This is a genomic window from Rathayibacter sp. AC451, assembly GCF_979253095.1.
This window is the reverse complement of record NZ_CEEDBD010000001.1, coordinates 1,628,181-1,642,521: the sequence shown is the minus strand read 5'-3', so window position 1 is coordinate 1,642,521 and position 14,341 is coordinate 1,628,181. Positions and strand designations below refer to the sequence as shown.

The window sequence follows — 14,341 nt, the reverse complement described above, 5'->3', positions numbered from 1 at the left end:
CGCTCATGTGAGCGATCACATGGAGTGATGCTAGACCCGCGGATCGCTTTCGTGTAACCGGGTTTGTTGCGACTCGGTAACGGCGCGCCCGGAGGGACGCTCCGCGACGGTCACTCGTCGCAGGGTGCGGGGCGGTGAGGTCGACCCGCGGACGACCAGCTGCGGGGCGATCGGAGGTGCCGACTCCGGCCGCTCGCCCTCGATCAGGCTCAGCAGCGTCGCCATGCAGCGGCGGCCGAGCTCCGCGAAGTCCTGGCGCACGCTGGTCAGCGGCGGCCAGTAGAACGCGGCCTCGGGGATGTCGTCGTAGCCGATGACGCTGACGTCCTCCGGCACGCGGATGCCGCGCTCGTGGAACGCGCTCAGCAGACCCAGCGCCATCTGGTCGTTCGCCGCGAAGACGGCCGTGAAGTCGAGGAAGCGCGAGAGCTCGAGTCCGACGCGGTGGCCGCGCTCGGCGCTCCAGTCGCCCAGCAGCGGCGGCCTCATCGCCACGTTCCGGTCGTCGAGCTCGGCGAGGAACCCGCGCATCCGCGCCTCCGCCTCGATCCAGTCCTGGGGGCCGGCGAGGTGCACGATCTCGGTGTGGCCGAGGTCGATCAGGTGCGCGGTCGCCAGGCGGGCCCCCGCCATCTGGTCGACGTAGAGCGCGTCGTCGCGCGAATCGTCCGAGGTCTGCAGGGTCACGTGCGGGATGCGCAGGGCGGCTCCGGACAGGATGTCGAAGACCCGGATCTGCGGCGCGATGACCACGAGACCCTCGACGGCCTGGTTCAGCAGGTGGCGGATCCCGGCCTGGATCGACTCGCCGTCGGTGCCGTCGACGTTGGCCGTGACGACGAGGTAGCCGGCGTCCCGGGCGGCCACCTCGATCGCCTGGATGCTCGAGGCGGGCCCGTACTGCAGGCTCTGCGAGGAGAGCACCCCGATGGTCCTGGTGCGGCTGGTGACCAGTGCCCGCGCGGCGAGGTTGGGGCGGTAGTCGAGCTCGGCCATCACCTCGAGGACGCGCCGCTTGGTCTCGGCGCGCAGGCTCGGGTGGTCGTTCAGGACGCGCGAGACGGTCTGGTGCGACACCCCGGCGGCGCGCGCGACGTCGTAGATGCTGGGAGCCCGGGGCGCGGGCTTGTCTTCCGGCATCGGGGCACCGTGGCTCTCTGTGATCGGGCGGCGCCCTCTCGCAGGGACCGTCCGAGCCCGCGTCAGCGCGGGACCCGCCCGTCCGCGGGCGCGTGTGAGCACACCTTACGTCGCTCGGGGCCCCGGAGTGCTCGCCCGCAGGACCACGGAGGTCGCCACGGGGTCGGCGGGGGCGTCGTCGTCGCCCAGCGCGACGGCCAGCGAGCGCTCGCCGAGCTCGCGCAGCGGGACGGCCACGGTGGTGAGCGCGGGATGCACGTCGCGCACCGTCGGGATGTCGTCGAACCCGGCGACCCCGACGTCGACTCCGGGTTCCAGGCCCGCTTCGCGCAGGGCGGAGGAGACCCCCATCGCCATCACGTCGCTGACGGCGAAGACGAGGTCGATCTCGTCGCGGTGCGCGGCGAGGAGCGCCCGCGCGCCGTCGAAGCCGCCGTCGCGCGAGAACGGCGCCTCGACGACGAGCTCGTCGGCGAGCGAGAGGCCGTGGGCCTCGAGGCCCTCGCGGAACCCCTGGACGCGGTCGTGGGAGGTGAGGATCGCGGGGCTGCCCGAGACCACTCCGAAGCGCCGGTAGCCCTGCTCGACGAGCGCCTCGGCCAGCGCTCGCGCGCCCGCGCGGTTGTCGAGCACCACGGTGGGGAAGGGCAGGCCGCCCTGGCTGATCAGCACGACGCGGCCGCCCGCGTCCTCGAAGGAGCGCAGCTCGGCGACGAGGGCCTCGCGCTCGTCCTCGCCGGCGAAGCGGCTGCCGGCCAGGATCATGACGCGAGGCCTCGCACCACGCAGCGCGCGCACGACGGCGAGCTCGCGGGCCGGGTCGCGGCCGGTGACGGCCATCGTGACGACGAGCCCGAGCTCCTCCGCCGCGCCGGCGACCCCCGAGGCGATGGTCGAGAAGTACGGGTCGGCGATGTCGCTGACGATGAGGGCGACCGTGCTGGTCGAGCCCTTCGCGACGGCCTGGGCCGAGAGGTTGGGGGAGTAGCCGAGCCGCTGCGCCGCCGCGAGGACGCGGACGCGGTACTCCTCGGCGACCTTGCGCTGACTGCCGTTGAGCGATCGGGAGGCGGTGGCGAGCGAGACGCCGGCCTCGCGCGCGACGTCGTGGAGGGTCACTCCGGAGCTGCGTCCTGATCGTGCCGGCACGGGCGCGTCCCTTCGGTCCCGGACATTCTGGCACAGGGGGTGCGCGCGGGACCGGAGCGGTGGCCGTGCGCCGAGGGAACCCCGGACCGTCGAGACCGCCCGGTGCGGCGGGCTCCCTCGACGGTCCGGGGTTCCCCGGATGCGCGGCGGGTAGCGTGGACGGATGCGCCTGATCCTCATCCGCCACGGCCAGACGCCCTCGAACGTCGCCGGGCTCCTCGACACCCGCATCCCCGGCCCCGGGCTCACGGAGCTCGGGCGCACGCAGGCCGAGCTGCTCCCCGAGACGCTCGCGGGCGAGGGGATCGGCGCGATCTACGTCTCGACGATGCGCCGCACGCACGAGACGGCGGCTCCGCTCGCGGCCGCCCTCGGGCTCGAGCCGATCGAGCGCGACGGGATCCGCGAGATCGCGGCGGCCGGTCTCGAGATGCGCGGCGACGAGGCGGCGGTGACCGAGTACATGGACACCGTGTTCCGCTGGGCGGGCGGCGAGACGGGGCTGCAGCTGGCGGGCGGCGAGACGGGCGAGGAGTTCGCGGCGCGGTACGACTCCGTCGTCGCCGAGGCCGAGGCCTCGGGCCTTCGAACGGTCGCGCTGGTCAGCCACGGCGCCGCGATCCGCGGCTGGGCCGGGCTGCGGGCGAAGGACCTCGACGCCCGGTTCATCGCCGATCATCTGCTCGACAACACGGGCGTCGTGGTGCTCGAGGGAGGCGGCTCGAACTGGGTGCTCGAGTCGTGGCAGGGCGAGCCCGTGAGCGGAGTCGGAGCGGCTGCCCCGTCCGGTCCGGCGGGGGACACGACGGCCTGATACGGAGTGACGGTCGGTTTTCCGGAGATGGTCGCGTAACGATCGTGCAACGACAGGGAATGCCTGTTGATCAGGAGTTCTCCGCGCTCGGCGTCCCTGCTGAGGGATGCCGCGACCCCCTCTCGAATAGTCGGACATTTGCCGGATCGGGGCTCCGCGGCTACCGTGGACGGCGGTCTTCGAGACCCCGATGAACCGGTCCGCGCCCGTGCCCCGTCCCCCGTGACGGCGAGCCGCGAGCGTACGGTCAGCGGGAGCGGAGGCGGCCCCGAGGCCGCCTCGGACTCACCCCGATCGCCTCCGTCCCCCGGCCGCTCCCCGCGGCGGGCAGCACGCGGAGGCCCGCGTCGGGCGGTCCCACGCGCCCCGACCCGGCACCACGAGATGACAGAGCGCGGGATCCGTCCTGCGCCCCGACGGAGCGTACGTGCAGCAGAACCAGAACGACATCAGCGAGCCCGCGGGCGGAGGGGTCCTGGAGGACCTCGCCGTTCCCGTCCTCGAAGCGAGAGGCCTCTTCAAGGTCTTCGGCAGGCGTCCCGCGGAGGTGGTCGAGCGGCTGCGGGCGGGTGCCGATCGCGGCGACCTCGCCTCCTCCGGGACCGCGGCCGTGATCGACGCCTCGTTCGCGGTGCGCCGCGGCGAGATCTTCGTCGTGATGGGCCTCTCGGGCTCGGGCAAGTCCACGCTCATCCGCATGCTGAACGGCCTCCAGGAGCCGTCGGCGGGCGAGGTCCTGATCGACGGATCGAGCATCACGGGGGTGTCCGACGCCGAGCTGCGGCGCGTCCGCCGCGCCTCCGTCTCGATGGTGTTCCAGCACTTCGCGCTGCTGCCGCACCGCACGGTGCTCGAGAACGTCGCCTACCCGCTCGAGATCCAGGGCGTGCCGGCGGCCGAGCGGCGCGAGCGCGCACTGCTCGCCGTCGAGCGCGCCGGACTCGCCGGCTGGCACGAGAAGACGCCCGGCGAGCTCTCCGGAGGCATGCGCCAGCGCGTCGGACTCGCCCGCGCCCTGGCCGCCGATACCGGCATCGTCCTGATGGACGAGGCGTTCTCGGCGCTCGACCCGCTCATCCGGCGCGAGATGCAGGAGCAGCTGATCGAGCTGCAGCAGGAGCTCGGGAAGACGATCGTCTTCATCACGCACGACCTCAACGAGGCGATGCTCCTCGGCGACCGGATCGCGGTCATGCGCGACGGCCGCATCGTGCAGATCGGCACTCCGGAGGAGATCCTCACCGATCCGGCGACCGACTACGTCGCGCAGTTCGTGCAGGACGTCGACCGCGCCCGCGTGCTGACCGCGGCCGCCGTGATGGAGCCGCCCCGCTCCGTCGTCACCCTCGCCGCCGGACCGCGTGCGGCGCTGCGCGGAATGCGCGACCTGCAGACCTCGGCGGCCTTCGTCGTCGGGACCGGCCGCCGACTCCTGGGCACCGTGCGCGACCGCGACGTGATGGAGCAGGTGCGCCGCAGCGACTCCGACCTCGCGGCCGTCGTCACCTCGGACGTGGTCACCGTGTCGCCGGACACCCCGCTCAGCGAGATCATCGAGCCCGCCGTCGAGTCGGAGCTGCCCGTCGCGGTGGTCGACGGGAGCGGACGCCTGCTCGGCGCGATCCCGCGCGTCACGCTCCTGGCCGCGCTGGGCGACGTCGACCCGCGCACCGGCGAGCAGCCGGTGATCGAGCCGCCCGCGACGATCCCGACCGAGATCGTCACGGCGACGCTGCGCGCCACGGGCGGCCCCGTCGACGACGCGGTCCTCGCGAGCGATGGAGGCGTCCGATGATCCGCCTGCCTCTGGGCGACGCCGTCGAGAGCGGCATCGACGCCCTGACGAGCACCTTCCAGCCCGTCTTCGACGTGATCAGGACCGTCTTCGGAGCACTCTACGACGGCGTGGACGTCGTGCTCGCCACTCCGCCGTTCTGGGTGATCATCGCGTTCCTCGCGGTGCTCGCCTACGCCGCGCGCGGCTGGGGCCTCGCGATCGGCACCGCGGTGGGGCTGCTGGTCGTCGTGAGCGTGGACCAGTGGGAGAACGCGATGGACTCGCTCGCGCTGGTGCTCGTCGCCTCCGTGATCGCCATCGCCCTGAGCGTGCCGCTGGGCGTGCTCGCCGCGCGCAACCGGACGGCGTCGACGATCATCCGCCCGGTCCTCGATCTGATGCAGACGATGCCGGCGTTCGTGTACCTGATCCCGGCGCTGATCTTCTTCCGCGTCGGAGTCGTGCCGGGCATCGTCGCGACCATCGTGTTCGCGATGGCGCCGGGAGTGCGCCTGACCGAGCTGGGGATCCGGGGCGTCGACCCCGAGCTCGTCGAGGCGGGCGAGGCGTTCGGCTCGTCCAAGTGGCGGATCCTGCGCCAGATCCAGCTGCCGCTGGCGCTGCCCTCGATCCTCGCCGGGCTGAACCAGGTGATCATGCTCGCGCTCTCGATGGTCGTCATCGCGGGCATCGTCGGCGCGGGCGGCCTGGGCGGCGACGTCGTCGCGAGCCTCAACCGGATCGACGTGGCGCTGGGCTTCGAGGCGGGCATCTCGGTGGTGATCCTCGCGATCGTGCTGGACCGGATGACGGGGGCGCTGGGGAAGCCCTCGCCCGCGCGAGCCGCCCGGGCCGGGAACCGCCGCGCCGTCGTGCTCACCCGCTCCGCCGTCGCCGCGGTGTCGGTCGCGGTCGTCGCCTCCCTCGGCGCGTCGGCCGTCGCCGGGCCGGCGAGCACCGCCTCCGTCGACAACGGCGACCGCACCGACGTGAGCCTGGCCGTCTTCCAGGGCTGGGACGAGGGCATCGCCGTGTCGGCGCTCTGGGGCGCGGTGCTCGAGGAGCAGGGCTACGACGTCGAGCTCTCGGACATCGACGTGGCGCCGGGCTTCGCAGGGCTCGCCGCCGGGAGCTTCGACCTGGCGCTGGACACCTGGCTGCCGACGACCCACGGCAGCTACCTCGAGCGCTACGGCGACGACCTCGTCGACCTGGGCGCGTGGAACGACGAGGCGAAGCTGACCATCGCGGTGAACGAGGACGCTCCGATCGACACGCTCGAGGAGCTCGCCGCGAATCCGGACGTCGTCGGGAACCGCCTCGTCGGCATCGAGCCGGGGTCGGGGCTGAACGCCGTCACGACCGAGGAGGTCATCCCCGGGTACGGCCTCGAGGGGATGGAGTACCTGACGTCGTCGACGCCGGCGATGCTGCAGGAGCTCGAGACCGCGACGGCGAACGGCGAGGACATCGCCGTGACGCTCTGGCGCCCGCACTGGGCGTACGACGCGTTCCCGGTGAAGGACCTCGAGGACCCGGAGGGGCTGCTCGGCGAGGCGGAGGACATCCACTCGTTCGGCTCGAGCTCGTTCGAGAGCGACTTCCCGACGCTGAGCAGCTGGATGCGCGACTTCCGGATGGACTCCGAGACGCTCTACTCGCTCGAGAACGCGCTGTTCAACGACGGCGCCGACGACCGCGACGCGGCGCTCGCGGCCTGGATGGACGAGAACCGCGGGTACGTCGATTCGATGACGAGCTGACCTCGACTGCTCCCGCGAGATGCCGCTCCGGTACGCGACACGCCGTCGAAGGCGTACCGGAACGGCATCTCGCGGACGGCGTCAGGCGCGGGCCGCCGCGTACTGCGCGCGGATCGCGGGGCGGTGGTCGGCCGCCGGCTCGGCGACCGAGGTGACCTCCCACTCCGGGCGCGAACCCGTGAGTGCCCACGCGGCCTGCGCGGCGGCGCCGTCAGCCACGTACTCGCCGGGGGTCGGCACCACGACGGGAACGTCGAACACCTGCGAGGCGGCCAGCTGCACGGCGCGGTTCTGCGCCGCTCCGCCGATCAGGAGGATGCGGTGCGCGACCACTCCGAGTCCGCGCACCGCGTCGAGGCCGTCGGCCAGTCCGCAGAGCATGCCCTCGATCGCCGCGCGGGCGAGGTTCGGCCGCGTGGTCGAGGCGATGGTCATGCCGTGCAGGCTCGCGGTCGCGTCGGGCAGGTTCGGGGTGCGCTCGCCCTCGAAGTAGGGAACGAGGACGAGTCCGTCGGCACCCGGCTCCGCCTGCAGCGCGAGGTCGGCGAACTCGTCGAAGCCGGCGCCGAGCAGGGCGGCGGTCGAGGACAGCACGCGGGCGGCGTTGAGCGTCGCGACGAGCGGCAGGAATCGGCCGCTCGCGTCGGCGAAGCCGGCGACGGTCCCGGAGGGGTCGCGCACCGGGTCCTCGGTCACCGCGAAGACGGTGCCGCTGGTGCCGATGCTGACCACGACGTCGCCGGGCCCTGCGCCGAGCCCGAGCGCGGCGCCCGCATTGTCGCCGGCGCCGGGACCGACGACGAGGCCCTGGGCCGTCCGGCCCGCCTCCTCCGACGGCCCGAGCACGCGGGGGAGTGCCGGGCGGTGGCCGAGCGCGTGCTCGAGCAGCTCGAGGTCGTAGCCGTCGGCGCCCCAGTAGGAGGTGCCGGAGGCGTCCGAGCGGTCGGTCGTCAGCGCGTCGAGATCGACTCCGCGGGGCGATCCCGGGCCGAAGCCGAGCAGGCGCCAGGTCAGCCAGTCGTGGGGGAGGGCCACTGCTGCGACGCGCGCCGCGTTCTCCGGTTCGGCCTCGCGGAGCCAGCGGAGCTTCGTGGCGGTGAAGGAGGCGACGGGCACGGTGCCGGTGCGGCGCGCCCACTCCTCGGCGCCGAGCTCGGCGACCAGCGCCTCGGCGGCACCGGCGCTGCGGGTGTCGTTCCAGAGCAGTGCGGGGCGGATCACCTCACCGTCGGCGTCGAGCACGACCATGCCGTGCTGCTGCCCGCCGATGGAGATGGCGGCGACGTCGGCGAGTCCACCGGCGTCCGTGATCGCCTCGGTCAGAGCGTCCCACCAGGCCGAGGGGTGCACCTCGGTGCCGTCGGGGTGGCTCGCGCGGCCGGTGCGGACGACCGCTCCGCTCTCGAGGTCGCGCACGACCACCTTGCAGCTCTGGGTCGACGAGTCGACTCCTGCGACCAGCGTCATCGCCGTGTCCGTTCCTCCCGCAGCAGCGGGATGCGTCTTCGTGGGGGGTACGAGGGAACGGACGAGACCCCGTGCCGCAGGGCCGGGGTCTCGTCCGTCAGGGAGTGCCGGGCGGGTCAGCGGGCGCCGAGCAGGTGCTCGGTCGCGAGCTGCTGCAGGCGCACGAAGCCGAAGCCCTTGCCGCCGAGGTAGGCGTCGGCGTCGAACGACTCGTACGACGCGGTGTCGGCGAGCAGGTCGTCGTACGACTCGCCCTCGTTCAGCGTCGGGGTCTGCAGCTCGGCGACCTTGGCGGCGGCCAGCGCCTCCTGCACCTCGGGGTCGGCGCGGAAGGCCGCGGCGCGCTCCTTCAGCAGCAGGTAGGTGCGCATGTTCGCGGCGGCCGAGTCCCAGACTCCGGTCTCGTCCTCGGTGCGCGAGGGCTTGTAGTCGAAGTGGCGCGGGCCGTCGTAGGAGGGGACTCCGCCGGGGCCGCCGTTCTCGAGGAGGTCGACGAGCGAGAACGCGTTGTGCAGGTCGCCGTGACCGAAGACGAGGTCCTGGTCGTACTTGATGCCGCGCTGGCCGTTGAGGTCGATGTGGAAGAGCTTGCCGTGGTACAGCGCCTGGGCGATGCCGGCGGTGAAGTTCAGGCCCGCCATCTGCTCGTGGCCGACCTCGGGGTTCACGCCGACGAGCTCGGGGCGCTCGAGCGAGTCGATGAACGCGATCGCGTGTCCGAGCGTCGGCAGGAGGATGTCGCCGCGGGGCTCGTTCGGCTTGGGCTCGATGGCGAAGCGGATGTCGTAGCCCTTGTCGGTGACGTAGTCGCCGAGCAGGTTGACGGCCTCGCGGTAGCGCTCGAGAGCGGCGCGGATGTCCTTCGCGGAGTCGTACTCGGCGCCCTCGCGGCCGCCCCACATGACGAAGGTCTGCGCGCCCAGCTCGGCGGCGAGGTCGATGTTGCGGAGGACCTTGCGCAGCGCGAAGCGGCGCACGTCGCGGTCGTTGGAGGTGAATCCGCCGTCCTTGAAGACCGGGGCGCTGAAGAGATTGGTGGTGACCATCGGCACGACGAGACCGGTCGACTCGAGCGCGCCCTTGAGGCGGTCGATCTGGGTCTGGCGCTCGGCGTCGGTCGAGCCGAACGCGAAGAGGTCGTCGTCGTGGAAGGTGAGGCCGTAGGCGCCCAGCTCGTCCAGCTTCTCGACGGCGTGCACCACATCGAGGGGCTCGCGGGTCGGGCCGCCGAAGGGGTCCGTGCCGTTGTAGCCGATGGTCCAGAGGCCGAACGAGAACTTGTCGGCGCGGGTGGGGGTCAGGGACATGGATCCGATCCTTTCCGGCGACGTCGCCGAATTGTTGTTGAGGCCAACATATCGGGGGCGGCGGCTGCGCGCAATGCGGATCGAGTGTCTCCGCGTCGACATCCGCCGGATATGTCGCGGGTCGCGACAAACCTGTTGCGGAAGCGCTTCGACTCTGCGTACAGTGCTCAGCAGCACAGCCCCGTCGAAGCGTTTCGAGCATCGGAGGGGTCCGACGACGAGGTCCGGCAGGAGGAACGATGGCGACCATCCACGACGTCGCCCGCGCTGCCGGGGTCTCGATCAGCACGGTGTCCTACGCCCTCTCGGGCAAGCGCTCCATCGCCGCCACGACCCGTCAGCGGGTCGACGAGGCCGTGCGCGAGCTCGGCTACCGGCCGCACGCCGGAGCCCGGATGCTGGCCGGGGCCCGCACGCACATCCTGGCCCTCTCGGCGCCGATGCGCGGCGAGCTGCACCTGCCCACCCACATGCGCTTCGTGACCGAGGTGCTCGAGCGGGCCCGCGAGTCCGACTACGACGTGCTGCTGCTCGTCACCGACGAAGCGTCCAGCGGCATCGGCCGCGTCTCCTCCTCCTCCCTCGTCGACGGCATCGTGCTCATGGGCGTCGACGACGACGACGACCGCGCCGCGCTCATCCGCGATGCCGGGGTGCCGGCGACCTTCATCGGCGTCCCCTCCGACGCCCACGACCTGGCCTGCGTCGACCTCGACTTCGCGGAGGCGGCGCGGAGGAGCGTCCGCACGCTCGCCGAGCAGGGCCACCGCTCTCTCGGGCTCATCGAGCACCCGCAGTCGTACACCGACCGCAACGCCGGCTTCGTGCGCCGCTTCGACGACGCGTTCCGAGCGGAGTGCGACGCGCTCGGCCTCGAGGTCGTCGTCGAGCGCCCGCACCTCGGCCGAGCCAGCGCCGCGTCCGCCGTCGACGCGATCCTCGGATCCCCCCTCGCCCCGACCGCGCTCGTCCTGCACTGCAACGAGCCCGTCGCGGAGGCCGCCGTCGAGCGCGTGCTCGAGCGCGGCCTCTCCGTCCCCGGGGACCTCTCGGTCCTCGCCGCCTGCGCGAGCTACGACGGGGCGGCGCTGCCGGTCCCGGTCAGCTCGTTCCCCCTGCCGTTCGACGCGATGTGCCGTGCGGCCGTCGGTCGCACTCTGCAGCAGATCGAGTCCGGACGCACCGTCGGAGTCGATCTCCTCCCGCCCCACTACGTCGACCGCGGCTCCATCGCGCTCGCGGCGATCCGCGCCCCTGCGCCGATCGCCTCCTGACGCCCCTCCCTCCACTTCCTGCTCCTGCTCCTCGTCGGCCGATCGTCGAAACGCTTCGACGCTCGTCCGATCGGAGAGCGCTCCACCACCCATCCACGCAGTCACAGCCCAGCGGCACCGTCCGAAGGAGAACACCCGCTATGTCGCCTCGTCCCCGCACCGCCTTCCACCGCCCCACCGCCGCCGCGGTCGGCTCGCTCAGCCGCCGCGGCCTGATCGCCGGAGGCGTCGGCATCGGCGCGATCTTCGCGCTCGCCGCCTGCTCCGGAGGAGGATCCGACGCCGGATCCGACGCCCTCGCCACCGAGGTCGACGGCGCCGGCCGCACCCTCACCATGTGGGACTTCGAGACCCCCGACAGCGACCGCGGCATCGCCTGGCTCGCCGCCCGCGACATCTTCACGAAGGAGACGGGAGCCCAGATCGCCTACGAGTTCAAGGCGTTCGAGCAGCTGCGCACCGGCGCCAGCCAGATCTTCAACTCCAACTCGGCCCCCGACGTCGTCGAGTACAACAAGGGCAACGCGACCAGCGGACTGCTCTCGAGCCAGGGGCTGCTCACGAACCTCGACGAGGCCGTCGAGTTCTACGGCTGGGACAAGCTCGTCCCGGGAGCCCTCCAGACGACCGCCAAGTACGACGAGGACGGCATCATGGGCTCCGGCTCCTGGTACGGCATCCCGAACTACGGCGAGTTCACCTTCGTCTACTACAACCAGGACGTCTTCGCGGCGAACGGCATCGAGGTGCCGACGACGTACGACGAGTTCATCGCGGTGCTCGACGCCTTCGTGGCCAAGGGCATCACCCCGCTCGCCGAGGCCGGGGCCGAGTACCCGCTGCAGCAGCTCTTCTACCAGCTCGCGCTGCTGAAGGCCGACCGCCAGTGGATCACCGACTACCAGACCTACACGGGCGAGGTCGACTTCTCGGACGCCGCGTGGTCCTACGCCGCCGACCAGCTCCAGGAGTACGTCGACAAGGGCTACATCTCGCCGGACGCCTCCGGGCTCAAGGCCGAGGACGCGGGCACCGCCTTCATCTCGGGCGAGTACCCGATCTTCTTCTCGGGCTCGTGGTGGTTCGGCCGCTTCAAGACCGAGATCACCGGCTTCGAGTGGAACACCTTCCTCTTCCCGGGCGCCGAGTTCACGATGGGCTCCGCCGGCAACCACTGGGTCATCCCCGAGACGGCGAAGAACAAGGACCTCGCCTACAAGTGGATCGACATCACGATGCGTCCCGAGATCCAGAACCTGATCGGGAACAACGGAGGCATCCCGCTGGTCGTCGACGAGTCGGCGATCACGGACGAGAAGAGCAAGGAGCTGCTGTCGCAGTGGAAGACGGTCGTCGACGGCGACCAGCTCTCCTTCTACCCCGACTGGCCCACCGCGACCTTCTACGACGACCTCGTGGCCGCGACGCAGGAGCTGCTCAACAAGTCGACGTCGACCGACGAGATGCTGTCGCAGCTCCAGGAGAAGTACGACGACGGCGTCGACGACATCAAGTGACGCGCAGCGTCACCTGAAGGCGGCCAGCCCCGCGCCCACAGGCGCGGAATGACCGCGGAAGCCTCGACAACGCGACGGCGACCCCTCAATGGGGTCGCATGAAGCTCCGCTGAGCTTCCGCCTCCCCTCCCGCGAGACGCCACTCCGGTACACGACACGCCGTCGGACCCGTACCGGAGTGGCATCTCGCGGCCCCCTCCCGCACGCCGCCCCGCACACCCCTCTAGGAGTACCCATGACGACGACCGCACCGCGTCGCGCGGAGAGCGCGCCACCGCCTCCGGCCGCGAAGCCCCCGCGCGAGAAGCGCTCGAGCGGCTACTGGCTCTACCTGATCCCGGGCTTCGTGCTCTTCGCGTTCATCGTGCTGATCCCGCTCGTCTGGAACGTCTACATCAGCTTCACCTCGTGGCGCGGCATCAAGCCGCCGATCTTCATCGGCCTCGAGAACTGGGTCGAGCTGATGGGCGACGACCAGTTCTGGACGTCGTTCCTCAACTCCGTCTACATGATCATCGCCATGGTGATCGTGCCCACGATCCTCGGCCTCCTGCTCGCCGCGATCCTGTTCGACCTGGTCGGCAAGAAGTTCGGCGGCAAGCTCGCGAGCTTCCTCCGCGCCACCTACTACCTCCCGCAGATCCTCCCCACGGTGATCGCGGCCATCGTCATCGGCTGGATCCTCCGCCCCGACAACGGCGCGCTCAACTCGATCCTCGAGGCCGTCGGACTCGGCTCGCTCTCGCACGACTGGCTGGGCAAGCCGGACACCGCGATGCTCTCGATCATGGTCGTGATGATCTGGGTCCAGCTGGGCTACCCGGTCGTCATCTTCATGGCGGCGCTGCAGCGCGTGGATCCCGAGCTCTACGAGGCGGCGGAGCTCGACGGCGCGAACTGGTTCCAGCGCTTCCGCTGGATCACCGTGTCGATCATCCGCCCCGAGATCTTCGTGGTCACCCTCACCTGCACGATCGCCGCGCTGAAGGTCTTCGGACCGATCTACGCGCTGACCCGCGGCGGTCCCGGCGACTCGACGATCGTGCCGAGCTACTACTCCTACACCGAGTTCTTCCAGAAGCAGCAGGTGGGCTACGGCGCCACCATCGCGACCGCGCTCACGATCGTCATCGTGATCCTGGCCGTGCTGTTCATCCGCGCCCAGGAGCGCGTCGAGCGCAGCGAAGGAGCCCGCTGATGTCGGCCATCGAGACCCTGCCCCTCACCCAGGCGGGCACCGCGGACAGCGACCTGACCACGTCGCGCCGCGCGCCCAAGCCCGCCAAGGGCACGACCAAGCGCACGATCGGCGACTGGGCGATCCTCGTGGTCGCGATCGTCATCGGCCTCGTGATCATCAGCCCGGTGCTGCTGATCCTGCTCAACTCGTTCAAGACGCCGGCCGAGTACTCCGCCGGCGGCCCGCTCGCGTTCCCGACCGGCCTCTCCTTCGACGGCCTGTCGACCTTCTGGGAGCGGGTGAACTTCCCCGAGAAGCTCGGCAACTCGATCCTCATCTCGGGATCGGTCGCGATCCTCGCAGTCGCGCTCTCGGTCCTGAACGCCTACGCGATCGGCATCGGCCGCGTGAAGGGCCGCAGCTGGATCATCGTGCTGTTCCTGCTGGCGAACATGCTGCCGCAGGAGGCCCTGCTCTACCCGCTGTACTACATGTTCAAGGCGGTCGGGATCTACGACAGCCAGCTGTCCGTGATCATCATCTTCACGGTCATCCAGTCGGCCTTCGGCACGTACCTGCTCTCGAGCGTCTACGGCACGTTCCCGAAGGAGATCCTCGAGGCCGCGGCGCTGGACGGCGCGTCGAAGTGGCAGGTGCTCACCCGGGTGATCGTGCCGATCTCGCGGCCGACCCTCTCGGTGCTGATGATCTTCTTCTTCATCTGGACCTGGAACGAGTTCCTCATCCCCCTGGTGTTCCTCGTGAGCGACGCGACGCAGACCGTCCCGATCGCGATCTCGAGCCTCCAGGGCGACAAGATCATGGACGTCACGACGACCAGTGCGAGCGCCCTGCTGGGCCTGCTCCCGACGCTGATCTTCTTCCTGATCTTCCAGCGCACGCTGACCCGCGGCATCACCGCCGGCGCGGTCAAGTAGCACCACCTCCGCGAG

Annotated in this window: 11 protein-coding genes; 7 read left to right on the top strand and 4 right to left on the bottom strand. The window is 71.2% G+C overall.

Going from position 1 to position 14,341, the window contains the following annotated elements:
- Positions 1 to 30 precede the first annotated feature (30 nt).
- Both AC0CID_RS07835 and AC0CID_RS07830 read right to left on the bottom strand, forming a co-directional pair.
- Positions 31 to 1,140, bottom strand: coding sequence for a LacI family DNA-binding transcriptional regulator (locus AC0CID_RS07835; RefSeq protein ID WP_465226351.1), 1,110 nt, complete (start codon positions 1,138 to 1,140; stop codon positions 31 to 33).
- A 105-nt stretch (positions 1,141 to 1,245) separates the two neighbouring features.
- Positions 1,246 to 2,259 carry a LacI family DNA-binding transcriptional regulator gene (locus AC0CID_RS07830; protein WP_465226350.1) on the bottom strand — a complete coding sequence of 338 codons (1,014 nt, stop codon included), beginning with the start codon at positions 2,257 to 2,259 and terminating at the stop codon, positions 1,246 to 1,248.
- Positions 2,260 to 2,452: 193 nt separating this feature from the next.
- On the opposite strand from AC0CID_RS07830, the gene AC0CID_RS07825 reads away from it, so the two are divergent.
- The 3 genes from AC0CID_RS07825 (at position 2,453) to AC0CID_RS07815 (ending at position 6,643) form a co-directional block, all read left to right on the top strand.
- Positions 2,453 to 3,103: a histidine phosphatase family protein gene (locus AC0CID_RS07825; protein WP_465226349.1), complete on the top strand. Its 651-nt coding sequence runs from the start codon at positions 2,453 to 2,455 to the stop codon at positions 3,101 to 3,103.
- Between the two features lie 427 nt (positions 3,104 to 3,530).
- On the top strand, positions 3,531 to 4,898 hold the full coding sequence (locus AC0CID_RS07820) for a quaternary amine ABC transporter ATP-binding protein (protein ID WP_465226348.1): 1,368 nt from the start codon (positions 3,531 to 3,533) through the stop codon (positions 4,896 to 4,898).
- Positions 4,895 to 6,643, top strand: a complete 1,749-nt coding sequence (locus AC0CID_RS07815; RefSeq protein WP_465226347.1) for an ABC transporter permease/substrate binding protein — start codon at positions 4,895 to 4,897, stop codon at positions 6,641 to 6,643. Before AC0CID_RS07820 ends, AC0CID_RS07815 begins: the two co-directional genes overlap by 4 nt.
- Before the next feature lie 81 nt (positions 6,644 to 6,724).
- Here AC0CID_RS07815 and xylB read toward each other — a convergent pair whose 3' ends face one another.
- Positions 6,725 to 8,110 carry a xylulokinase gene (xylB, locus tag AC0CID_RS07810; RefSeq protein ID WP_465226346.1) on the bottom strand — a complete coding sequence of 462 codons (1,386 nt, stop codon included), beginning with the start codon at positions 8,108 to 8,110 and terminating at the stop codon, positions 6,725 to 6,727.
- A gap of 116 nt (positions 8,111 to 8,226) precedes the next feature.
- On the bottom strand, positions 8,227 to 9,417 hold the full coding sequence (xylA, locus tag AC0CID_RS07805) for a xylose isomerase (RefSeq protein ID WP_055791178.1): 1,191 nt from the start codon (positions 9,415 to 9,417) through the stop codon (positions 8,227 to 8,229).
- A gap of 239 nt (positions 9,418 to 9,656) precedes the next feature.
- Here xylA and AC0CID_RS07800 point away from each other — a divergent pair, with 239 nt between their 5' ends.
- From AC0CID_RS07800 to AC0CID_RS07785, 4 genes are all read left to right on the top strand, one after another.
- The gene (locus AC0CID_RS07800) at positions 9,657 to 10,691 is read left to right on the top strand and encodes a LacI family DNA-binding transcriptional regulator (protein WP_465226345.1); all 1,035 of its coding nucleotides are present in this window, start codon (positions 9,657 to 9,659) and stop codon (positions 10,689 to 10,691) included.
- A 140-nt stretch (positions 10,692 to 10,831) separates the two neighbouring features.
- The gene (locus tag AC0CID_RS07795; protein ID WP_465226344.1) at positions 10,832 to 12,208 is read left to right on the top strand and encodes an ABC transporter substrate-binding protein; all 1,377 of its coding nucleotides are present in this window, start codon (positions 10,832 to 10,834) and stop codon (positions 12,206 to 12,208) included.
- 235 nt (positions 12,209 to 12,443) lie between these two features.
- Positions 12,444 to 13,406, top strand: a complete 963-nt coding sequence (locus AC0CID_RS07790) for a carbohydrate ABC transporter permease (RefSeq protein ID WP_207405234.1) — start codon at positions 12,444 to 12,446, stop codon at positions 13,404 to 13,406.
- A complete protein-coding gene (locus AC0CID_RS07785; RefSeq protein ID WP_465226343.1) occupies positions 13,406 to 14,326 on the top strand; it encodes a carbohydrate ABC transporter permease in 921 nt (306 codons plus the stop codon). Before AC0CID_RS07790 ends, AC0CID_RS07785 begins: the two co-directional genes overlap by 1 nt.
- Positions 14,327 to 14,341: the final 15 nt, after the last annotated feature.

Bases quoted from the DNA above. Each gene is read 5' to 3' on its own strand.
- AC0CID_RS07835 (WP_465226351.1), bottom strand. From the start codon at position 1,140: ATGCCGGAAGACAAGCCCGCGCCCCGGGCTCCCAGCATCTACGACGTC.
- AC0CID_RS07825 (WP_465226349.1), top strand. From the start codon at position 2,453: ATGCGCCTGATCCTCATCCGCCACGGCCAGACGCCCTCGAACGTCGCC.
- AC0CID_RS07815 (WP_465226347.1), top strand. From the start codon at position 4,895: ATGATCCGCCTGCCTCTGGGCGACGCCGTCGAGAGCGGCATCGACGCC.
- xylB (WP_465226346.1), bottom strand. From the start codon at position 8,110: ATGACGCTGGTCGCAGGAGTCGACTCGTCGACCCAGAGCTGCAAGGTG.
- xylA (WP_055791178.1), bottom strand. From the start codon at position 9,417: ATGTCCCTGACCCCCACCCGCGCCGACAAGTTCTCGTTCGGCCTCTGG.
- AC0CID_RS07800 (WP_465226345.1), top strand. From the start codon at position 9,657: ATGGCGACCATCCACGACGTCGCCCGCGCTGCCGGGGTCTCGATCAGC.
- AC0CID_RS07795 (WP_465226344.1), top strand. From the start codon at position 10,832: ATGTCGCCTCGTCCCCGCACCGCCTTCCACCGCCCCACCGCCGCCGCG.
- AC0CID_RS07790 (WP_207405234.1), top strand. From the start codon at position 12,444: ATGACGACGACCGCACCGCGTCGCGCGGAGAGCGCGCCACCGCCTCCG.
- AC0CID_RS07785 (WP_465226343.1), top strand. From the start codon at position 13,406: ATGTCGGCCATCGAGACCCTGCCCCTCACCCAGGCGGGCACCGCGGAC.